General features: G+C 72.1%; 18 protein-coding genes and 1 pseudogene. 15 read left to right on the forward strand and 4 right to left on the reverse strand.

The window, feature by feature from the left end:
- Positions 1-130: 130 nt before the first annotated feature.
- The 6 genes and pseudogenes from AB0K67_RS03935 to AB0K67_RS03960 all read left to right on the forward strand — a co-directional run.
- Positions 131-541, forward strand: a pseudogene (locus AB0K67_RS03935) (ABC transporter ATP-binding protein); the annotation flags it as partial.
- Positions 542-860: 319 nt separating this feature from the next.
- The gene (locus AB0K67_RS03940; RefSeq protein WP_364057587.1) at positions 861-1,487 is read left to right on the forward strand and encodes a hypothetical protein; all 627 of its coding nucleotides are present in this window, start codon (positions 861-863) and stop codon (positions 1,485-1,487) included.
- A gap of 74 nt (positions 1,488-1,561) precedes the next feature.
- On the forward strand, positions 1,562-2,032 hold the full coding sequence (locus AB0K67_RS03945; protein ID WP_364052412.1) for a hypothetical protein: 471 nt from the start codon (positions 1,562-1,564) through the stop codon (positions 2,030-2,032).
- The gene (locus AB0K67_RS03950) at positions 1,993-2,760 is read left to right on the forward strand and encodes a hypothetical protein (RefSeq protein ID WP_364052415.1); all 768 of its coding nucleotides are present in this window, start codon (positions 1,993-1,995) and stop codon (positions 2,758-2,760) included. Before AB0K67_RS03945 ends, AB0K67_RS03950 begins: the two co-directional genes overlap by 40 nt.
- A gap of 65 nt (positions 2,761-2,825) precedes the next feature.
- A complete protein-coding gene (locus AB0K67_RS03955; RefSeq protein ID WP_364052418.1) occupies positions 2,826-4,304 on the forward strand; it encodes an MFS transporter in 1,479 nt (492 codons plus the stop codon).
- Positions 4,301-4,780 (forward strand): MarR family transcriptional regulator, encoded by a 480-nt coding sequence (locus tag AB0K67_RS03960; protein ID WP_364052421.1) that lies wholly within the window; start codon positions 4,301-4,303, stop codon positions 4,778-4,780. Before AB0K67_RS03955 ends, AB0K67_RS03960 begins: the two co-directional genes overlap by 4 nt.
- Positions 4,781-4,783: 3 nt before the next feature.
- Here the strand turns inward: AB0K67_RS03960 and AB0K67_RS03965 are convergent, their stop codons facing one another.
- Together AB0K67_RS03965 and AB0K67_RS03970 are read right to left on the reverse strand one after the other, a co-directional pair.
- Complete coding sequence (locus AB0K67_RS03965) at positions 4,784-6,226, reverse strand: M81 family metallopeptidase (RefSeq protein WP_364052424.1); 1,443 nt, start codon at positions 6,224-6,226, stop codon at positions 4,784-4,786.
- 26 nt (positions 6,227-6,252) lie between these two features.
- A complete protein-coding gene (locus AB0K67_RS03970) occupies positions 6,253-7,431 on the reverse strand; it encodes an ROK family transcriptional regulator (RefSeq protein WP_364052427.1) in 1,179 nt (392 codons plus the stop codon).
- A 315-nt stretch (positions 7,432-7,746) separates the two neighbouring features.
- On the opposite strand from AB0K67_RS03970, the gene AB0K67_RS03975 reads away from it, so the two are divergent.
- Genes AB0K67_RS03975 through AB0K67_RS03990 form a run of 4 tightly spaced genes read left to right on the forward strand, consistent with a single transcriptional unit; the run spans position 7,747 to position 13,378 of the window.
- Positions 7,747-9,477, forward strand: a complete 1,731-nt coding sequence (locus AB0K67_RS03975; RefSeq protein ID WP_364052430.1) for a peptide ABC transporter substrate-binding protein — start codon at positions 7,747-7,749, stop codon at positions 9,475-9,477.
- 3 nt (positions 9,478-9,480) lie between these two features.
- A complete protein-coding gene (locus AB0K67_RS03980; protein ID WP_364052433.1) occupies positions 9,481-10,440 on the forward strand; it encodes an ABC transporter permease in 960 nt (319 codons plus the stop codon).
- Entirely contained in the window at positions 10,437-11,321 is an 885-nt protein-coding gene (locus AB0K67_RS03985; RefSeq protein ID WP_364052436.1) for an ABC transporter permease, read from the forward strand. The genes AB0K67_RS03980 and AB0K67_RS03985 overlap by 4 nt, the downstream gene beginning before the upstream one ends.
- A gap of 17 nt (positions 11,322-11,338) precedes the next feature.
- A complete protein-coding gene (locus tag AB0K67_RS03990) occupies positions 11,339-13,378 on the forward strand; it encodes an ABC transporter ATP-binding protein (RefSeq protein ID WP_364052439.1) in 2,040 nt (679 codons plus the stop codon).
- Between the two features lie 255 nt (positions 13,379-13,633).
- Here the strand turns inward: AB0K67_RS03990 and AB0K67_RS03995 are convergent, their stop codons facing one another.
- Complete coding sequence (locus AB0K67_RS03995; RefSeq protein WP_364052442.1) at positions 13,634-14,095, reverse strand: MarR family transcriptional regulator; 462 nt, start codon at positions 14,093-14,095, stop codon at positions 13,634-13,636.
- Between the two features lie 124 nt (positions 14,096-14,219).
- Between AB0K67_RS03995 and AB0K67_RS04000 the strand changes: the two genes are divergently transcribed.
- A complete protein-coding gene (locus tag AB0K67_RS04000) occupies positions 14,220-15,698 on the forward strand; it encodes an MFS transporter (RefSeq protein ID WP_364052445.1) in 1,479 nt (492 codons plus the stop codon).
- A gap of 78 nt (positions 15,699-15,776) precedes the next feature.
- Here the strand turns inward: AB0K67_RS04000 and AB0K67_RS04005 are convergent, their stop codons facing one another.
- Positions 15,777-17,390, reverse strand: a complete 1,614-nt coding sequence (locus tag AB0K67_RS04005; RefSeq protein WP_364052448.1) for a heparinase II/III family protein — start codon at positions 17,388-17,390, stop codon at positions 15,777-15,779.
- 137 nt (positions 17,391-17,527) lie between these two features.
- Here AB0K67_RS04005 and AB0K67_RS04010 point away from each other — a divergent pair, with 137 nt between their 5' ends.
- The 4 genes from AB0K67_RS04010 to AB0K67_RS04025 all read left to right on the forward strand — a co-directional run bounded on the left by AB0K67_RS04010 (position 17,528) and on the right by AB0K67_RS04025 (position 21,819).
- Positions 17,528-18,484, forward strand: coding sequence for a hypothetical protein (locus AB0K67_RS04010; protein ID WP_364052451.1), 957 nt, complete (start codon positions 17,528-17,530; stop codon positions 18,482-18,484).
- An 85-nt stretch (positions 18,485-18,569) separates the two neighbouring features.
- On the forward strand, positions 18,570-19,514 hold the full coding sequence (locus AB0K67_RS04015) for a hypothetical protein (RefSeq protein WP_364052454.1): 945 nt from the start codon (positions 18,570-18,572) through the stop codon (positions 19,512-19,514).
- Positions 19,511-20,602: an FAD-dependent oxidoreductase gene (locus tag AB0K67_RS04020; protein WP_364052456.1), complete on the forward strand. Its 1,092-nt coding sequence runs from the start codon at positions 19,511-19,513 to the stop codon at positions 20,600-20,602. Before AB0K67_RS04015 ends, AB0K67_RS04020 begins: the two co-directional genes overlap by 4 nt.
- A 2-nt stretch (positions 20,603-20,604) precedes the next feature.
- Positions 20,605-21,819, forward strand: a complete 1,215-nt coding sequence (locus AB0K67_RS04025; protein WP_364052459.1) for a cytochrome P450 — start codon at positions 20,605-20,607, stop codon at positions 21,817-21,819.
- Positions 21,820-21,916: the final 97 nt, after the last annotated feature.

Below are 21,916 nucleotides of genomic sequence, written 5' to 3' on the forward strand. Positions count from 1 at the left end.
GCAGCCCAGCGGCGGAACGGCCGGCACGACCACCGACCAGGCTCCGAGCATCCGGGCTCGGGCGCTGACCAAGCGGTTCGGACGGCGTACCGCGCTGGACGGCTGCACGTTCGACATCCCGGCCGGGCACGTGACCGGCCTCGTCGGCCCCAACGGCGCGGGCAAATCGACGCTGCTCAATCTGGCCGCCGGGATGCTCACCCCCACCTCGGGCACGATCGAGGTGTGCGGCGGCCGCCCCGGCAGCGGTGCCGGCCAGCTCGCCAAGGTCGGTTACGTCGCCCAGGACGCCCCCGTCTACGCCGCGCTGACCGTCGCCGACCACCTCCGCCTCGGCGCCCGGCTCAACACCGGCTGGGACGACGCCCTGGCCCGCGACAGGATCGCCCGCCTCGGCCTGGACCCCGGGCAGCGGGCCGGCAAGCTGTCGGGCGGCCAGCGCGCCCAGCTCGCCCTCACGCTGGGCCTGGCCAAGCGGCCTGAGCTGCTGCTCCTCGACGAGCCCGTCGCCACGCTCGACCCGCTCGCCCGCCGCGAGTTCCTGCAGGATCTCATGGAGGCGGTCGCGGAGCACGGACTCAGCGTCGTGCTCTCCTCCCATCTGATCACCGATCTTGAACGCGTCTGCGATCGCGTTGTGGTGCTGGCCGGCGGCCGGATCAGGGTCGAAGGGGAGGTCGAGGAGCTGCTGGCGGTGCACCACCGGCTCAGCGGTCCCCGCCGCTACCCCGCCAGGCTGCCCGCCGACCAGCACGTGGTCACCGCCGCGCACACCGAGCGGCAGACGACGCTGGTCGTCCGTACGCGTCACCCGTACCCGCTGGCTGGTCACCAAGCTGGCGGTCGTCGGCCTGGCGGCCGTGGCCGCATCAGAGTTGCTCAGCCTGGCGGTCACCTGGTGGGCCGGTCCTCTCGACACGATCGCGGACACGGCGGAGACGACGTGGTGGCCCGACGTCACCGCCCTGCCCGTCGGCGCGGGAAGCGTCGAGCTCCTCACGCGTGTCGATCCGCGGCTCTTCGGCGCGCGCGGCGTGGCGCCCATGGCTTACGCCGCTTTCGCGTTCGTGCCCGGCATCGCCGCCGGTGCCGTCGTCCGCCGCACCGTGCCGGCGATGGCGGTCACCGTCGCGGTCTTCGCGCTGGTGCGGGTCGCGGTGCCCGTGGCGGGACCGCCGGGAGCCTGGGTCGTCGTCAACGAGACCGTGGACGCGTCCGGCCGCACGGTCGCCGCCCTGCCCGACTGGGTGCGTCGCTGCGCGCCGCCGCCACCTGGGTCGGATCGACCGGTACGGACGGGACTCGACGTACCGGCCATCGAGGCGTGCTTCGACGAGCTCGCCGACCACGGCTACCAGCAGCGGATCACGTACTACCCCGCCGGCCGCTTCTGGCCGCTCCAATGGGCGGAGACCGCGCTCTTCCTGACCGCCACCGCCCTGCTCACCGGCTTCTGCCTCTGGTGGACCCGCCACCGCCTGCCCTGACCCCTCCCCTGTGACGCACCCCCGGGTCACGGGGGCGCTCACCCCTGCCATGAAACGCCCCGAAGAAGTACCCCATGAGAAAGGACACCGTCATGAGTCATGCCCGCACCCGGTTCCAGCGCGGCGCGGCCGTCGTCGCGGGGCTGCTCGCCCTGATGACCCCGGCCGTGAACACGACCCCCGCCCAGGCCACGGCCGCCGCCCCGGCCCTGCCCGCGCCGACCGGCTCCAGCCCGGTGGGCTTCACGGCCCTGCACCTGAAGGACACCTCATGTCCTGACCCGTGGCTGCCGAGCGTGAAGTACCGCGAGCTCATGGTGTCGGTCTGGTACCCGGCGAAGTCGCCGGGCCGCCACCGCGCGCAGTACATGACGCCCAAGGAGTCCGAGCTGCTGCTGAAGGACGGGAAATCACCAGCGTTCCTCCCGGCATCCTCAGCACGACCAGGACCCACGCCTACACCGACGCCCGCCCGGCCGGGCGGGAGCGCGGGCTGCCGCTGGTCGTGCTCTCCCCCGGCCACGGCAAGCCGCGCTCGGAGCTGACCGGGCTCGCCGAGGAGCTGGCGAGCAGAGGGTACGTGGTGGCCGCGATCGACCACACCTACGAGAGCATCGCGACGACCTTCCCCGACGGGCGCGTCACCACATGCGTCACCTGCGAGATCGAGAAGACCCCCGAGTGGTGGGTGGGCCTTGTGAAGAGCCGGGCGCGCGACGTGTCGTTCGTGCTCGACCGGCTCACCGGGCCGCGGGCGGCGTGGAAGGGCGCCCGCCTGATCGACCCGTCCAGGATCGCGATGGCCGGTCACTCGGTCGGCGGGGCCGGTACGATCCCGGCCTTGCTGAGCGACTCCCGCGTACGGGCCGGCATCGACATCGACGGCACCACGGACATGGCGATCCCGGAGGGCGGGCTGTCGCGGCCGTTCGTGTTCCTCGGCAAGCCGTCCACCTACACACCCGGGCAGGGCGAGGCCGCCGCCGCCACGTGGGAGCGGGACTGGGAGCGGCTCACCGGGTGGAAGCGCCGGCTCCTGCTGACCGGGGCGGAGCACCTGTCGTTCACGGACCTCGGCGTGCTGGTCGATCAGCTCGGTCTCGACGCCGGCGCCGGCATCTCCGGCGCCCGCGCCATGGCGGTCACCCGCGCCTACGTGACGGCCTTCCTTGACCGGCACCTGCGCAGGGGGCACCGGCCGCTGCTCGACAGGCCGTCGCCCGGCTACCCCGAGATCAAGCACTGCGCGCCGGAGAGCAGAACCTGCCGGTAGCGTCCAAGGCCGTCGAACATCCCCCACCTGGGACGAATCTTTAGTTACGCGAATATAATCGTTGTGTGCCTATAACTGATCGGTCCTCCCCCACGGCCGTGACCCCCGTGCTCAGCCCCCGGCGGCGGATGCTCGTCCTGGCCATCTGCTGCATGAGCCTGTTCATCGTCGGCCTGGACGTCACGATCGTGAACATCGCGCTGCCCTCCATCCGGCGCGATCTCAACGCCTCCGTCTCCGGCCTGCAGTGGATCATCGACGCCTACACGGTGGTGCTGGCCGGCCTGCTCATGCTGTCCGGCTCCACCGCCGACAGGATCGGGCGGCGCCGGACGTTCCAGACCGGGCTGACGCTGTTCACGCTGGGCTCGCTGCTGTGCTCGCTCGCGCCCGGCCTGGGCTGGCTGATCGCGGCGCGGGCCGTGCAGGCCGTAGGCGGGTCGATGCTGAACCCGGTCGCCATGTCGATCATCACGAACACGTTCACCGAGCCGCGCGAGCGGGCGCGGGCCATCGGCGTGTGGGGTGGCGTGAGCGGCGTCAGCATGGCGCTGGGGCCGCTCGTGGGCGGCTCGCTGGTGGGCGCGGTCGGCTGGCAGTCGATCTTCTGGATCAACATCCCGGTGGGGGTGGCCGCGTTCGTGCTGTGCGCGCTGTTCGTGCCCGAGTCGCGCGCGCCGCGCCCGCGCCGGGTGGACCCGGTGGGTCAGGTGCTGGTCATCGTGATGCTGGTGACGCTGACGTACGGGCTGATCGAGGCGCCGGCCGCCGGCTGGGGATCGCCGCGCACGCTGGGCTGCTTCGCGGTGGCGGCGCTGGCGCTGGCCGGCCTGATCGGCTACGAGCTGCGCACCGAGGAGCCGCTGATCGAGCTGCGCTTCTTCCGCAGCGTGCCGTTCGCGGGCGCCACCGTGACCGCCGTGTGCGGGTTCGCCGCCTTCGGCGGCTTCCTCTTCGTCAACACCCTCTACCTGCAGAACGTGCTGGGCCTGTCCGCCCTGCACGCCGGCCTCTACACGCTGCCCATGGCCGGCCTGACCGTGATCTGCTCGCCGCTGTCGGGCCGGATCGTGGCCGCGTCCGGCACCCGCATCCCGCTGCTGCTCGCCGGGATCACCATCGGGGCCAGCGGCCTGATCATGACGGGGCTGGCGGCCGGCACCCCGCTCTGGCGGCTCATGGCCGCGTACGTGCTGTTCGGGCTGGGCTTCGGCATGCTGAACGCGCCGATCACCAACACCGCCGTCTCCGGCATGCCGCGCGCCCAGGCCGGAGTGGCGGCGGCGGTGACCTCGACCAGCCGGCAGATCGGGCAGACGCTCGGCGTCGCGGTCATCGGCTCGCTGGTCACCTCGGCGGTGGCGGGACCGTTCGCCACCCACTTCCCTGAGGCCAGCCGCATCGGCTGGTGGATCGTCACCGGGTGCGGCTCGGCGATCGTGCTGCTCGCTATCCTGACCACGACCGGCTGGGCCCGCCGCAGCGCCACGCGCACCGCCGAACGGCTCGCCCACTCCCCCGACAGAACGGCGACCACGTCATGACCGACACCCCGGACCGCGAGCCCTCCGACGAGCGGCAGGGTCACGAGCACGGCCAGGAGGCGGTGAGCCGGGTCTGGGCCGCCATGCAGGACCTCGTGCTGCGGCAGGAGAACCGCCGCAAGGAGGTGGCCGACGCCCTCGGCATGAGCTTCTACCGGGTCAAGGCGCTGCGCCACCTGCTGTCGTCCGGGCCGATGACCATGCGGGAGCTGACCGCCGACCTCGCCACCGACAAGCCGTACACGAGCCTGATGGTGGACGACCTGGAGCGGCGCGGCTACGTGACCCGCAGCGTCTCCCCCGAGGACCGGCGCAGCAAGATCGTCACACTCACCCCGGCGGGGACGGCGGCCGCCGAGGAGGCCGAGCGGATCATGGCCCGGCCGCCGCGCTCCCTGCTGGCTCTCGGTCCCGACGACCTGGCCGAGCTCGACCGCATCATGGCCAAGCTCCGCGCTCCCGCCGATCAGCGGTGAGCGCTACAGCGTGAGCGTCGCGTCCGCGTCGAGCGGGAAGATGGGACGGTTGAGCCTGCGGTACGGCAGCCGGTGCAGGTCCTGGTCCACGCCCCCAGGCGTGAGCGCCAGCATCCAGCCGGCGGCGGCCTCGTACAGCTCGGGCTCCAGGTAGCCGATCTTCACGGTGACGACGTCCACATCGGCGACGTCCACGCCCAGCCGCCGGTACGACTCCAGCAGCCGGTACTGCATGCGCCGCGAGGTGAGGAAGACGCTGAGCCCGCCGACCCGCACGCTCACCACCCGGCCGCCGTCGGGGTCGTCGGCCACGGCCTCCAGCGTGCCCTCCAGCTCGATCGGGCCCGGCGGGCGCGTGTCCACCCGGCCGCCGGCGCGCACCCTGACCGAAGAGCCCACCGGCAGGTGGCCGATGAGCGCCACCGCCTCGGGGTCGAAGAGCGAGGCGTAGACGGCACGGACGGAACCGTCGCGGATCTCGGGCCTGGCCAGCAGGCGCGACAGGGCGTAGGTGACGTCGTCGGCGCCGCCCGCGCCGGGGTTGTCGCCGGAGTCGCTGATGAAGTACGGCCGGGCCGCGCCCTCCTTCAGCGCCGCGTCGAGGCATTCGTCCATGGTGCCGGTGGGCGCGACGAAAGCGAAGTCGTCGCGGGCGTCCCAGAACGCCTGGGCCAGCTCGCGGGCGGCCTGCTCGGTGGCGGCGGCGTCGGTGCCGGTGGCCACGACGGCGCCGGTGCAGCGCGGCTCGTCGGCCCAGGCGAAGCCGATCCAGATGGCCGCGTCGATCACGCCGGGCCTGGACTCGACCTCGGGAATGCGGGCGTACAGGCCGCGGGCGGGCTCGACGCGGGTGCTGGTCATCTCGCCGGGCAGCAGGATCGGCACGTGCACGAGCGACTTGTGCGGCCGTCCTTCGCCGGCGCGCAGGCGGTGCAGCGCCTCGACGAGGTTGCGGGCGGCGCGCTCGCGGGTCTCCCAGACGTCCACGTGGGGCGCGGTGCGGTAGCAGGTGAGCAGGTCGCAGCCGCCGAACAGGACGTGGGAGACGTTGCCGTGCAGGTCCATCGCGGCCGACACCAGCGGCTCGGGGCCGATGACGGAGCGGATGGCGGTGATGAGGTCGCCTTCTGCGTCCTCGCGGCCGACGACGCTCATCGCGCCGTGGATGTCCAGCAGCACGCCGTCGAACGTGCCCTGGCCGAGGCCCTGGACGATCTCCTCGCGCCAGGCGTCGTACGCGGCGGGCTCGACGGCGCCGCCGGGCAGGGCGCGGGCATGCACGAGCGGCACCCACTCCACTTCGGCGGCCCACGGCTGCTCCAGCCAGTCGTAGCGGCCCAGCAGGGCCTGCCCTCGGGTGACGTCGAAGTCGGCGGTGCCGCTCAGGTGCGGCGAGAACGTGCTGGACTCGATGTGGATGCCGCAGATGGCGATGCGCAGGGACACGGTGCTGCTTTCCAGAAGATTCGGGGCTAGGAGGTGGTGGTGGCGTCGGCGGCGGGCCGCTGCTCGGGTGAGAGGTTCACGCCGGCCGTCTCGCGCAGGAGGCGGCCGAGCCCGATGAGGGCGGCGTCGGGGCCGGCGGCGCTCGGCTCGATGGTCAGCGACTGGGTCAGGGGCGGCAGGCAGCGCTCGTACAGCATGCCTTTGACGGCCGCGACGTAGACGTCGAGGCTGGACAGCGCGCCGCCGATGACGACGCTGTCGGGGTTGAGGAAGTTGACCAGGCCCGACAGGGCGACGCCGAGCAGCCTCCCGGCCTGGCGGACGAGCGTGACCACGGCGGGGTCGGCGTCCACGGTGGCGGCCACGACGTCGCGCAGGTTGGTGACGGGCCGGCCGCGCCCGGCCAGCTCGCGGGCGAGCGCGGCGCCGCTCGCGACGGTCTCCAGGCAGCCGCGGCTGCCGCAGGAGCACTCGCGCTCGCCGCTGTCGGCCACCCGCACGTGGGTGAGGTCGCCGGACAGGCCGCGCCCGCCGCGGTAGATGCGGCCGTCGGTGACCAGGCAGCCGCCGATGCCGCTGCCGGCCTTGACGTAGATCATGTCGCCGGTGGCGCGGCGGGTGACGTACTCGCCGATGGCGGCGGCCTTGGCGTCGTTGTCGACGACGGCGCTCACCTGGAACCGCTCGCGCAGGTCGCTCTGCACGTCGTAGCCGCTCCAGCCGGGCATGCGGGCCGGGCCGACGAGGCGGCCGTGCGGGAAGTCCACCGGGCCGGGCAGGGCCATGCCGACGGCGAGCAGCCGGCGGCCTGGCGCGTGCGCGGCCCTGATGCGGTCGAAGGCCTCGGTGATCTCGTCGAAGATCGCCTGCGGGCCTGCGCTTATATCGCAGGCGAACTCCTCGGCCACCTGGAGCTCTCCCGAGGGCGCGCACAGGCCGACGCGGGCGTGCCGGCCGCCGAGCTCGGCCACGGCGTACACGCCGCCGTCCTCGCGCAGCCGCAGGATCTTGGGGCGGCGCCCACCGGTGGAGGCGCCCACGCCCTCCTCCAGGATCGCGCCCTCCTCGAGCAGGCGGCGTACGACGCTGGAAACCGTCGAGGGAGCCACCTCCAGCAGCTCCACCAGGTCCGCCCGGGAGGCGGCCTTGCCACTGGCCAGCAGGCTGAGCGCCTGCTCGCGCAGATTGGCGGGCGGCTCCGGCATCTCTCTCCTCCCCCCTGGCAGTGTGCAGGGCGAGCACGGGGGCCCGCGAGCGGGCCCGACCCCTGGGCCCGGCGGCGGGCCATCACAGCAGACGCCCATCATCGGGCACGGAGACGATCACCGAAAGATGTCGCGCGGATGTCGCGGACGTTCCGCACGGATCTCATCGGCGGATAGCTCCGCCGCGGACTCTATCCCGAAATAAGTGTCCCGAACAAAGTGGATTTTTCACATTGACTTACTACTTGCACCTCTATACATTCTCCGGACTGAAGGCCCCCAGAAGGGCCCGCGCACGTCTCGACGAGGAGAAACATGGGGACGAGAACCCGCATCGTGAGCGGCGTGATGGCCATCGGCCTCGGTTTGACCGCCTGCAGCGCGGGCGCCGGCGGCGCTTCGCCGCAGGGCGGAGCGGCGCAGGCCAAGGACACCGTGACCGTCGCCCTGCGCACGCCGAACTGGATCCTGCCGATCTCGGCCCCCGGATTCACCCAGGGCGAGAACGACATCTTCTCCACCGCCCTGTACCGCAAGCTCTACAGCTTCCAGCTCGACGGCAGCTCCGAGGACAACATCAACACCACGCGGTCGCTGGCCGAGCCGCCCGTGGTCAGCAACAAGGGCAAGACGCTGACCATCACGCTCAAGGACGACACCTGGTCCGACGGCAAGCCGATCACCACCAAGGACGTGCGGTTCTGGTGGGACCTCGTCACCGCCAACAAGGACAAGTGGGCCTCCTACCGGCCCGGCGGCTTCCCCGACAACGTCGCCGAGTTCAAGGTCAAGGACGACAAGACCTTCTCCATCACCACCAAGAAGGCCTACAACGCCGCCTGGTTCGTCGGCAACCAGCTCAACCGCATCGTCCCCCTCCCCCAGCACGCCTGGGACAAGGGCGACCCCAAGAAGACGTTCGACGAGCTGACCGCCGCCTCCAAGGACCCCAAGTCCTACGCCACCAACCCGCTGTGGAAGACCACCAGCGGCCCCTTCAAGCTGGAGAGCTACGTGCCCAGCGGCGAGGTGGTGCTGGCCAAGCAGGACGCCTACTCCGGACCCGACAAGCCGAAGATCAACAAGATCGTGCTGCGCCCGTTCACCGGCGACGACGCCGAGTTCAACGTGCTGCGCGCCGGCGACATCGACTACGGCTACATCCCGCCGGCCAACCTGTCGCAGAAGTCGTACCTGGAGTCCAAGGGGTACAAGGTCGCCCCCTGGTACGGGTGGTCGATCACGTACCTGCAGCTGAACTTCAACAACCCCAAGACGGGCCCGCTGTTCAAGCAGCTCTACCTGCGCCAGGCGCTGCAGATGCTCATCGACCAGCCGACGATCAGCAAGGTCATCTGGGCCGGCATGGCGCAGCCGACCTGCGGCCCGGTCCCGGCCAAGCAGGGCACGCCGCCCGGCCAGGGCTGCGTCTACCCGTTCGACCCGGCCAAGGCCAAGCAGCTGCTGGAGAGCCACGGCTGGAAGGTCGTCCCCGACGGGCAGACCACCTGCGCCGACCCGTCGCTGTGCGGTGAGGGCATCGCCAAGGACACCCCGCTGAGCTTCACCGTCACCAGCCAGTCCGGCTTCTCCGCGACCACCAAGATGTTCGCCGAGATCAAGTCGCAGATGGCCAAGGTCGGCGTGCAGCTGACGATCAAGGAGGTGCCCGACTCCGTCGCGGTCACCCCCGCCTGCAAGCCGGAGGAGTCCAAGTGCGACTGGGACATGTCGTTCTTCGGCTCCCAGGGCAGCTGGTACTACCCGGCCTTCGCCTCCGGCGAGCGGCTCTTCCAGACCGACGCCCCCGTCAACCTCGGCAGCTACAGCAACCCCGAAGCCGACGAGCTCATCGAGAAGGCGCAGTTCTCCGCCGACGCCGGCGCCCTCCAGGAGTACAACGACTTCCTGGCCAAGGACCTGCCGGTGCTGTGGATGCCCAACCCCGTCTACCAGATCTCGGCGTACAAGTCGGACCTGCAGGGCGTCGAGCCGCAGGACCCGATGAACCTCATGTACTTCCAAGACTGGTCCTGGAAGAGCTGACCCTTGGCCCGGTACCTCCTCACCCGCCTGGGCCAGGCCCTGGTCATCGTGATCCTGGTGACGCTGATCACGTTCGTGATCCTGCACCTGCTCCCGGGAGGCGCGGCCAGGGCCATCCTGGGCAAGGAAGCGACGCTCGAGCAGATCGCGGCCTTCAACCACGAGATGGGGTACGACCGGCCGCTGTGGCAGCAGTACGCGATGTACCTGCAGCGGCTGGTCACCGGCGACCTCGGCTACTCCTTCCAGCTCAACCAGTCGGTGGCCGAGGCCATCGGGCAGCGGCTGCCCAAGACCATGCTGCTGTCGCTGGCCTCGACCCTGCTGGCGGTCGTGGTGGCCATTCCGCTCGGCGTGGTGCAGGCCGTGCGGCGCAACCGCTGGCCCGACTACACCATCAACGGGCTGTCGCTGCTGGCCTACGCCACCCCGATCTTCTTCATGGGCCTCATGATGATCATCCTGTTCTCCCAGGTGTGGCCGCTGCTGCCGCCTGAGGCGCCGCAGGGCTTCACGCTGGCGGAGATGCTGGCCGAGCCCGAGGGGCTGGTGCTGCCGACGGTCACGCTGGCGATCCTCACCGTCGCGGTCTACTCCCGCTACGTGCGCTCGTCCATGGTCGACAACCTGAACGAGAACTACGTACGCACGGCCCGCAGCAAGGGCCTTTCGGAAACCCGCGTGATCGTCGGCCACACCCTGCGCAACGGCCTGTTCCCCGTCATCACACTGCTCGGCATGTACCTGCCGGCGCTGTTCAGCGGCGCCCTGGTCGTCGAGCGGCTGTTCAACTACCCCGGCATGGGGCTGCTGTTCTGGCAGGCGGCGCTCAAGCGGGACTACCCGATCCTGCTCGGCGTCACGCTGCTGATCTCGGTGGCCACCGTGGTGGGCGCGCTGATCGCCGACGTGCTCTACGCCGCGGTCGACCCGCGCGTCCGGCTCAAGGCAGGCCGCTCATGACCGCGATCCCCCACGAGGACGAGGCACCCGTCCGCGGCATGTGGCGCCAGGGCCTGGAGGTCTTCTGCGAGAACCGGCTGGCCCTGGTGGGCGTGGGCCTGTTCGTGGTGCTGGCCGCCTTCAGCTTCCTCGGGCCGCTGTTCTACCAGACCGACCAGGTGCACACCGACCTGACCAAGGTGTTCCTCACCCCGGGCACCGACGGGCATCCGCTCGGCACCGACGGCGTCGGCTACGACCAGCTCGGCCGGCTCATGCTGGGCGGGCAGACGTCCATCGTGGTCGGCCTGGCGGCGGGCCTGCTGGCCACGGTCGTCGGCACCGTCTGGGGCGCGGTCGCCGGTTTCGCCGGCGGCTGGGTGGACGCGGTCATGATGCGCGTGGTCGACGCGTTCATGTCGATCCCGGCGCTGTTCCTGTTCATGCTCATGGCCTCGATCGTCACGCCGACCGTGCCGATGCTCATCGTCATCATCGGCGCCTTCGCCTGGCTCGGCCCCGCCCGGCTGGTGCGCGGCGAGGCGCTGACGCTGCGCACCCGCGAGTACGTCATGGCGATGCGCGGCATGGGCGGCACCGGCGGGCGCGCGGTGCGCCGGCACATCATCCCCAACGCCATCGGCACCGTGATCGTCAACGCCACCTTCCAGGTGGCCGACGCCATCCTGTACGTGGCCTACCTGTCCTTCCTCGGCCTGGGCGTGCCGCCACCCGCGGCGAACTGGGGCGGCATGCTGTCGGACGGACTGTCGGACACCTTCAGCGGCCACTGGTGGCTGCTGTACCCGCCGGGCATCGCCATCATCCTCATCGTCCTCGCCTTCAACTTCATCGGCGACGGCCTGAGGGACGTCTTCGAGGTCCGCCTCCGGCGGCGTTGACAGGAGTTTTCCGTACCATGGGGCACCCCACCAGCGGGCCGCTGCTGCGGCTGCGCGACCTCAGCACCGACATCGCGCTGCGGCGCGGCACCGTGCACGCGCTCGATCGCGTCAACCTCGAGGTCGGCCAGGGCGAGACGCTCGGCATCGTGGGCGAGTCGGGCAGCGGCAAGACCATGACCGTGCTGTCGATCATGGGGCTGCTGCCCACCGGCGGCTCGGTCGTCGGCGGCGAGATCCTCTTCGACGGCCGCGACCTGCGCACGATGCAGCCGGCCGAGCTGCGCCGGGTGCGCGGCGTGGAGATGGGCATGGTCTTCCAGGACCCGCTCACCTCGCTCAACCCCACCATGCACATCGGCGCGCAGGTGGCCGAGCCGCTGCGCGTGCACCAGAAGGTCGGCAAGGCCGAGGCGCGCGAGCGGGCGATCGAGATCCTGCGCCGGGTCGGCATGCCGCGCCCTGACAAGATCGTCGATGACTATCCGCACCAGCTCTCCGGCGGCATGCGCCAGCGCGTGGTCATCGCCATGGCGCTCATCCGCTCCCCGCGCCTGCTCATCGCCGACGAGCCCACCACGGCCCTGGACGTCACCACCCAGCGCCAGATCCTCGAGCTCATCGACGACCTGCGCGAGGAGTTCAAGATGGCGGTCATCCTGGTCACCCACGACCTCGGGGTGATCGCCGGCCGCGCCGACCGGGTCGCCGTCATGTACGCGGGCCGCGTCGTGGAGACCGCCACCACCGCCGAGCTGTTCCGCGCGCCCAAGCACCGCTACACCGAGGCGCTCATGCGGGCACTGCCGGAGTCTGCCGCCGACGGCGGCGGCCGCCTCTACAGCATCCCCGGCCTGCCGCCCGACCTGTCACGCCCGCTGACCGGCTGCCGGTTCGCGCCGCGCTGCCGCTTCGCCACCGACGAGTGCCGCACCGGCGACATCGAGCTGGTCCCGGCCGGCGACGGGCACGCCTTCGCCTGCCTGCATCCGGTCACCGAGCCGGTCGTGCTCGCCCCGCCCACCGGGCGCGAGCAGTCCGCCGCCTCCGCCGCCGAGCCGATCCTCAGCGTGCGCGACCTGGTCAAGGAGTACGAGGCGGGCGGCGCGGGGCTGCGCAGGGCCAAGGGCAGGGTCAGCGCCGTGGCCGGGGTGTCGTTCGACGTCGTGCCCGGCGAGACGCTCGGCATCGTGGGCGAGTCCGGCTGCGGCAAGTCCACCGTCGGCCGCCTCGTCGCCGGGCTCGAACCGGCCACCAGCGGCAGGATCGTGGTGGACGGCACCGACATCGCCACCCTCGACCGGCGCGCCCGCCACCGCATGCACCGCCAGGTGCAGCTGATGTTCCAGGACAGCTACGCGGCGATGAACCCGCGCATGCGCATCGACGCGATACTCACCGAGCCGCTGGAGATTCAGGGGGTGGGCGACGCCGCCTCGCGGCGGGCCCGGGTGAGCGAGCTGCTCGACCAGGTCGGGCTGCCGCGGCGGGCGCTGGAGCGCTACCCGCACGAGTTCTCCGGCGGCCAGCTCCAGCGCATCGGGCTGGCCAGGTCGCTGGCGCTCAACCCGCGGCTCATCGTGGCCGACGAGCCGGTCAGCGCGCTGGATGTGTCGGTGCAGGCGCAGGTGCTCAACCTCATGCGGGACCTGCAGGGCGAGCTGGGCCTGTCGTACGTGTTCATCAGCCACGACCTGTCGGTCGTCGACTACATGGCCGACAGGATCGGCGTGATGTACCTCGGCAAGATGGTGGAGATCGGCCCCGCGCACCAGGTCGTGCGCGCGCCGCGCCACCCGTACACGCAGGCGCTGCTCGACGCCGTGCCGTCGCCGGACCCCGATCACGTGCCGAGCCCCGACACCACCATCAAGGGCGAGCTGCCGAGCGCGCTCAACCCGCCGACCGGCTGCCGCTTCCGCACCCGCTGCCCGCTGGCGCAGGACATCTGCGCGACCGAGCCGCCGCTGCAAGGCGGGAAGCACCAGGTCGCCTGCCACTTCCCGCTGCGCGGGGAACCGGGCCAGGCCGAAGCGGCCGCTCCCCTGCGGGTGTAACGGGAGCAACCGGCTCAAAGCCGCGCTGTAGCGGATGTGACGGGAGCAACCGGTTCAAGCGCCGCGCTGTAGCGAGTGTGACGGGAGCGACCGTTTCAGGCAGCTCTTCAGCGGGTGTGACGGGAGCAACCGGCTCAGGCAGCTCTTCAGCGGGCTCAATACGAGTAACCGGTTCAGGCCGCGCTTTTGCCGGCGTAGCCGGATCAGGCGGAGCCGCCCCGGTTCCCCGCGGAGCCGGGGCGCGCTTCCGCGGGCCTAACCGCCCGAGGGGCCGGCCACGCCCTTGCGGGCGTGGTGGGGCCAGGGCCGGGAGGCGGAGCGCTCGACGTCGCCGTTGAAGCGCCGCAGATAGGCGGCGAAGGCGGCGACGTCGTCGTCCGGCCAGCCGGCCAGCACCTCGCGCAGCCCGTCGAGGTTCCTGGCCTGCTCGCCGTCCAGGAATCGCTCGCCCGCGGGGGTGAGGCGGAACTTGCGGGCGATGCCGCCGTCGGGGTCGGCGATGCGCTCCGCGAGCCCTTCGCGCAGCAGGGCCGCGGTGTGCCGGTTGAGCGTGGAGACGTCGAGGCCGAGCGCCGTGCTGAGCTGCCCGATGGACATCGGGCCTTCCCTCCGGATCCGGCTGAGCAGGACGTACGCGCTGCGGTCGAGGTGGCGGTGCCGGCCGAGCCGCATGGTCTCGTACTCGACGGCGGCCAGGGAGTCCGTGGGCTCGTCCATGCCAGTCCTTCTCCCAACCATGGGTGCGGGTCAGCATATCTTCCACAGAAATGTGCAGCACCCACAATGTGTGCATTTAACACGTTATGTGTATGGTGCACATCGCTTTCAAGATCGACGTGACGTGAACACCATCGGGGGGAACCGCGTGGAAGAAGAGCCCAGCCAACCCGCCGCCCGCGACGGCCGCCACGGCATCGTCACCGTGATGGCCGTCGCCGGCATCGTCGCCTCACTCACCCAGACCCTCGTCGTCCCGCTCATCGGCCGCCTGCCGGAGATGCTGAACGCGAGCGCGTCCGACACCTCCTGGGTGATCACCGTGACCCTGCTGGCCGGCGCCGTCACCACCCCGGTCATGGGACGGCTCGGCGACCTGTACGGCAAGCGCCGCATGATGCTCGTCTGCGCCGTGCCGCTGGTCCTCGGCTGTGTCACCTGCGCGCTGGCCGGCTCGCTCGCCCCCATGATCGCCGGACGCGGCCTGCAGGGCATGGGCATGGGCCTGATCCCGCTCGGCATCAGCGCCCTGCGCGAGGTCCTGCCGCCCGACCGGCTCGGCTCGGCCATCGCGCTCATGAGCTCCTCCCTGGGCATCGGCGGCGCGCTCGGCCTGCCGCTCGCCGCCGCCGTCGCCGAGTACGCGAGCTGGCGCGTGCTCTTCTGGGCCACGGCCGCGCTCGGGCTGCTGGTGGCCGCGCTCATCCGGCTGCTGGTGCCGTACATACCGGCCTCGGCGCACGGCCGCGTGGACGTCGCCGGCGCGCTCGGCCTCGGCGCCGGGCTGATCTGCCTGCTCCTCGGCATCTCCAAGGGCGCCGACTGGGGCTTCGGCAGCGCGCCCACACTCGGGCTGCTGGCCGCCGCCGCGCTGCTGCTGCCGCTGTGGGGCTGGTGGGAGCTGCGCACCCGCGACCCGCTGGTGGACCTGCGCGTCACCGCCCGCCCGCAGGTGCTGGTGACGAACGTCGCCTCGATCGTGGTCGGCTTCGCCATGTACGCCCAGTCGCTGATCGTCATCCAGATCCTGCAGCTTCCCGCCGCCACCGGCTACGGCCTGGGCCAGTCGATGCTGGCCGCCGGTCTGTGGATGGCGCCCTCCGGCCTCATGATGATGATCGTCTCACCGGTCGGCGCCCGCCTGTCGGCCGCGCGCGGCCCCAAGGTCACGCTCATCACCGGCAGCCTCGTCATGGCGCTCGGCTACGGCCTGTCGGTGGTCCTGCTCGGCTCCACCTGGGGGCTGCTCGTCATCAGCTGCGTGTGCAGCATCGGCGTCGGCTTCGCGTACGGCTCGATGCCCGCACTCATCATGGGCGCGGTGCCGCGCTCCGAGACCGGCGCGGCCAACAGCTTCAACACGCTGATGCGCTCCATCGGCACCACCGTCTCGGCCGCCGTGGTCGGGGTCGTGCTCTCGCACCTCACCATCGACTTCGGCGGGCATCCGCTGCCGTCGCAGGACGGCTTCCACACCGGCATGCTCATCGGCTGCGGCGCGGCCCTCGCCGCCGCGCTCATCACGATGGCGCTGCCGGGGCGCGGCGGCCCGCCCCGCCGCGTGATCGTCGCCACCGACCCCGCGCCCGCCACCGAGTCCTGACACCGGGCCGGGCGCGCCCCGGTCCCGCGCCACTCGGCCCGGCACGGCTCACTCCGGCCCGGCCGACTTCGGCCCGGCTCACTCGGGCAGCGTGAAGACGAAGCGGTGCTCGCCGGTCGCCACCCTGGCCGACAGCCGCACCCGGTGCACGGTCTCCGGCTCGCCGTCGTGACCGCGCACCTCCAGCTCGTCGGCCTCCGCCCGCCACCCGTCCGGCACCTGGAGCGTGACCGGGCCCCACGCGACGCTGCCCTCGCCGAGCACCGGACGGCGGCGCGAGACGAACAGCTCGGCCACCAGCGCGTCCGGCGTGGTGAAGCCGAAGGCGTCGGTCAGCTCCAGCCCGCCGGGCCGCCACCGGAACGTGCGGGTCAGCCGCTCCAGGCAGGGCACCTCGTACGCGGCGGTGAGGTCCAGCGCGAACGTCACCGCGTCACCGGAGGCGGCGTGCTCGATCACCTCGGCGCGCCGCTCCCGCCCCGGCACCTGTCCCTGCCCCTCGACCAGCGGCACCGAGTGCCACTCCGCCGACGCCTGCGGCACCAGGTAGCGGCCCTCGCGGAAGTAGTCGCGGGTGTACTCGGGCGCGCCCAGGTCGTCCAGCAGCGTCTCGCCGCGCACGTGCAGCACGAACGTGCCGACGTCGAGGTGGTTGTGCGGCTCGTCGTTGTGCCCGCCTTTGGCCGCGAACGCCGACCGGCCCGCCCTGGCCACCACGATCCCCGCGTCCGGCAGGTACGAGTGCGGCTCCGGCTCGGCGGGCGGCTCCTCCCGGGTCCACCACAACGTGCGCGACAGGTGCGCCCACCGGTAGCAGGCGTCGTCGTGGAACGACGGCTCGCCCCGCCGCACCGGCAGCGGCACGCCGAGCCGCTCCGACAGCCGCGACAGCAGCCCCGCCGGGTACGCGCCGCGCGCCTGCGCGTCGGCGAACGCCGGCCTGGTGCCGTCGCCGAGGTCCACCCGGGCCGGGTAGGCGGCCATCTCCCGTACGTGCGGATCGTCGAGCAGGTCCTCGCCGGTGTGCTCGCGCAGCGCTTCGGCGAAGTAGACGAAGTACCCGAAGCCGTACGCCCAGTAGTCCGGGCCCTCCAGGCAGGCGCCGTCGGCCCCCGTACCGGACAAGAACGCCTTCATCGCGCCCTTCAGCCGCGTCACCACGTGACCGGCGTCCAGCGCGAGCGCCGCCGCGCCCGCCGCGCCCGCGCACACCGCCGACCAGTTGTGCCGGGCCGACTCCCACCACATCGTCCGCTCGGCGAGCGGCGCGAAGACCCGCCGCTCCACCTCCTCGCGCACCCGGTCGCGCACCCGCGCGTCCACGTGCCCGCCCAGCAGGCGCACGCCCTCCGCCAGCGTCTGCGCCGTCTCGGCGGCGAACAGGTCCACGAACGCGTTGGGGTCGCCGCCCTCCGGCTCGTGCGCGGGCAGCACCCACGAGCGCTCGTCGCACACCGACCACAGCAGGTCGTCCAGCGCCGGGTCGGGACGATCGTCCAGGTGGGCGGCCAGCAGCAGCGCGGCGAGCCGGCGGCGCCGCTCGAAGTAGGCGCCCTCGTACGCCAGCCGGTCGCCGGTGTCGGCGAAGCGGCGCCACAGCGAGAAGGTCAGCTCGGGAGCCGGGGTCGCGCGCGCCCGTTCGGCCTCCTCGTGAATCTCGCGGACCAGACGGGTCAACGTGTCGGCAGGCATGCGGTCGATGCGCTCCTTCCAGCAGGGCGTCCCGCGATTCTCCCAGAACCCCGCACACCGCTCATCGCCGGGCACCCCGCCCGACCGGCGGAAAATCTCCTCGCGGCGAGCCCACCGCCCCGGCTAGATTCAGCAACGTGTCGCAACCCCTCGAGGTCGCGTGCGACGAGTCCGGCGCGGAGGGCGAGAAACTCGTCGGCGGCAACAGCAGCGTCTTCGCGCACGCCAGCGTGCTCATGGACCGCGACACGGCCGCCGCCTGCGTCGCCGAGCTGCGCGAACGGGCGCCCACCCCCGCCACCGAATACCGCGCCGGCCACGTCCTGCGTGACAAGCACCGCGCCGCCCTGCTCTGGCTGCTCGGCCCCGGCGGCCCGGTGCTCGGCCACGTGCGCGTCTTCCTCACCGACAAGACCTTCTACATCGTCGGCAAGGTCGCCGGCCTGCTGCAGGACGACCACACCCCGCGCATCGGCCTCGACCCGCGCGCCAGAGCCGCCGCCGTCACCCTCTACCGCGAGGGCCCCCGCGCCTTCGGCCCCGGCCTGTGGGCCGCCTTCCTCGACTCCTTCAACTATCTGCTGCGCGCCAAGAACGGCCACGGCATCACCATCTCGGTCGCCGACGCGTACCTGCTGGTCGAGGAGATGCGCGCGGCCGGCGGCCCCGCGGGCGAGGTCATGCGCGCGCTGTGGCGGGCCCGCGACCGGGTCGAGGAGTTCAGGGAACGCCTGCTCGCCGACCCCTACGTCTTCCCCGCGCTCGACCCGCTCATCCCCGCCATCGCCGCGGCCGTCACCTCCTGGGGCGATGGCCGCGGCCCCGTCGTCGTCGTGCACGACCGCCAGACCACGCTGACCGACGAGCGGATCGATCAGATGCGGCGGATCCTCGGCGGCCGCATGGCCGGGCTGCGCCTCATCAACTCCGAGCTGGACGAGCGCCTGCAGGTCGCCGACGTGCTGGCGGGCGTCGCCCGCAGGGCCGCGGCCCACGAGCTCGACGGCCGCCCCGACCGCGAGCTGACCGAGCTGCTGCGCCCTTACGTCGACCCCGCCTCCATCTGGGCCGGCGAGCACGGCCCGTTCGCCTGACCCGCGCGAACGCCCAGGTCAAAGGGCGGTCAACACTCCCACCCCCACACGATCGCCACCAAACGTGACGTTAGAGTGACGTAGTGTGAACGAGACTAAGCATGTGGAAATATCGTGGCCCAGCCTCGGCATCACCGTGGCCGCCGAACTCGACCAGCGCAACCCCTCGCTCGCCCAGGCCCTGTGGGACGCGCTGCCCTACCGCAGCCTCCAAGGACACGCCCTGGTCGCCGGGTACCACCTGTACCACGTCGCCCCGGTCCACGCCCTGCTGCACACCGCCGCCGAGTACAAGGTGGACCGCCGTACGGTGCCCGACGGCACCCTGTTCTGCTCGCGCCTGCAGCACCTCGGCATCAAGTACGGCGAGCTCACCGAGCCCATGACCGCCACCCCGATCGGCCAGGTCGTCGAAGAGGACCTCGACGCCCTCGTCCACGCCGGCCGCGAGGTGTGGAGGTCCGTCTACACCACCAAGGAACCCGTCATCGCCGAAGTCCGCCGCGCCGGCGAGAGCGGCGGCCACGTCCTGCCCCGCCTGCCCGTCGGCGACCCCGAGCTCAACCAGCTCGCCAAGGAAGTGCACGCCGAGACCGAACGCATCTGGCTCGACCCGCCCAGAGAGCTGCTCGACCTGCACGAAGGCCGCATCCCGTCCGGCGCGGGCAGCTACGAGACCGTCCTGACGACGCTGCTGTTCGTCAACGGCGAGACCCGCCCGCTCGGCTACAGCTGCTACGGCGGCCTCGTCCGCGCCGCGCTCGACGGCATGCCCATGCCGTGGCTGCGCCAGATGACCCGCCAGCTCGCCCACACGCCCGCCGAGTTCCTCGGCTACTGCGGCCTCGACCGCCTGTGGGACTTCACCCAGCGCCTGCTGGACGGCCTCGAACGCCTCGACAGCCACGAGGACTACATCGCGATCATGGCCCACATGGCCCTGTACTGCAACTGCCTCGGCGGCTGGAACCTGCACCTGTTCCCGTGGGAGGCCGGCGACCACCTGCGCAGACTGCAGGTGCCGGCATGAGCGCCGGATCGCGGGCGGTGGTGATCGGCGGCGGCGTCATCGGCCTGTCGGCCGCCTACCACCTCGCCGAGGCCGGCGTCGAGGTCACTCTGCTGGAGCGCGGCGCGCTCGGCTCCGGCGCCTCCCGCGCCACCGCCGACGTCGTACGCTCCTACTTCGCCGGCAACCCGGTCAGCTCCGCGCTCGCCGTCCGCAGCCTCGCCGCCTACCACGCCTTCCCGGAACGGCCCGGCATCGAGCTGCCGCTGCGCCAGGTCGGCTACCTGGTGCTGTTCACCCAGCCCGAGCAGGTCGCCGCCTTCGAAGCCGACCTGCCCGCCCAGCAGGCCGCCGGCGTGAACGTCGGCCTCATCAGCGCCGACGAGGCACGGCAGCGCAACCCGCTCATCGGGGACCTGCCGCTGCAGGCCGCCGCCTACTCGCCCGACGCCTTCATCTCCGACACCACGGCCATCGTCAACGCCTACGCCGTGGCCGCGGAGAAGGCGGGCGCCACGCTGCGCACCGGCTGCCCGGTCACCGCCATCGACATCGAGGCGGGCCGCGTCCAGACCGCAGAAGGCGAGATCTCCGCCGACGCCGTCGTCTGCGCCGCGGGCGCCTGGTCGGCCGCGCTCGTCCGCTGCGCCGGCGTGGACCTGCCGCTCACCGAGCCCATCGAGCAGGAGCTGCTCACCACCGACCCGCTCCCGCCCGGCACGCCCGACATCCCGGTCACCCTGCACGCCGCCAGCGGCCTGCTCGTCCGCGTGCGCGAGGGCCGGCTGCTCATCGGCATGGGCTATCCGGGATCCGACCGCGAGTCCTGGCGCCGCGACGTCGCCGCCCGGCTCGCCGAGACGTACCCGAGCCTGGCCGGGCTGGCCCTGCACACCGCCGTCACCGGGCTGCGCGACGCCAGCCCCGACAAGACCGCCTTCATCGGCCACCAGCCGGGCCCGCCGGCCTTCCTGTACGCCACCGGCTTCTCCGGCCACGGCCTGTGCAACGCGCCCGCCGCCGGAGAGCTGGTCCGCGACCTCTACCTCGGCCGAGACCCCGGTATGGACGTCACCGCGCTCGCGGTGAGCCCACGACGAACGGGATGACCATGACCGACGACCGTTTCATCCTCGACCCGGCCACCCGCGACATCCACGGCGACAACGAGCGCCTGCGCGCCGCGGGACCGCTCGTGCCCGTCACCGCCGAAGGCGTGCCGGTCTGGGCCGCCACCCGGTACGCCACCGTCATGACCGTCCTCACGCACCCGGACATGTCGCGCGAGCTGCGCCACTGGTCCGGCCGCGACGCGCTGAAGCCCGGCACCGCCATCGACCGCATCGTCACCGACACCTCGATGCTCAACGCCGAAGGCGAGCGCCACCGCCGGCTGCGCATGCCGCTCACCGCCGCGTTCTCGCAGCGCCGGCTGAACGCCCTGCGCCCGCGCATCGAGGAGCTCACCGGCCGGCTCATCGACCACCTCGCCGAGCAGCCACCCGACGAGCCGGTCGACCTGCGGGCCGAGTTCGCCTACCCGCTGCCGCGCGAGGTCATCTCCGAGCTGATCGGCATCCCGCCCGAGCACCAGGACGAGCTGCACCGGCTCACCGACGCCGTCGCCCAGGTCGGCGACCTGGAAGACTCGCCCGGCCTGCGCAAGGAGCTGCGCGAACTGCTCGACCAGATCATCGACGAGCGCCGCGGCACACCGGGAGAGGACCTCATCACCGACCTGTTCCGGCTGCACGAGAAGGACGGCGGGCGGCTGTCGGAGGACGAGCTGTTCGCCACCATCGAGCTGCTGTTCATCGCCGGGCACGTCACCACCGTCAACCTCATCACCAACGCCATCGGCGCCCTGCTCACCCGGCCCGGCCAGCTCGATCTGCTGCGGTCGGGGCAGTGCCCGTACAGCGCCGCCGTCGAGGAGACGCTGCGCTGGGACTCGCCCATCGCGTACTTCCCGATGCGCTACGCCGTCCAAGACGTCGAGATCGACGGCGTACGGCTGCGCGCGGGGGAGCCCGTACTGGCCTGCTTCGCCTCCACCGGACGCGACCCCGACCAGTTCGGACCCGACGCCGGCACCTTCGACATCACCCGGCCGCCGGCCCAGCACCTCGCCTTCGGGCACGGGCCGCACTTCTGCCTCGGCGCGCCGCTGGCCAGGCTCGAAGGCGAGATCGCGCTGCGCGCGCTGTTCTCCGCCTTCCCCGGCATGCGGCTCGCCAGGCCCGTCGAGGAGCTGCCGCCGCTGGACACGCTGCTCGGCAACAGCACCCGCGCCATGCCGGTCCTGCTCGGCCCGCGCGCGACCTGACCCGGCACCACCCGGCACCATCCATCAAGGGCCGCCTCGCGCGGCCCGCCCCCGGGTACGCACGCCGCCCCCGCGCGTTCTACGCTCCATGAACGAT

It is taken from the genome of Nonomuraea sp. NPDC052634 (assembly GCF_040678535.1).
In the GTDB taxonomy this organism is placed as follows: Bacteria; Actinomycetota; Actinomycetes; order Streptosporangiales; family Streptosporangiaceae; genus Nonomuraea; species Nonomuraea fastidiosa.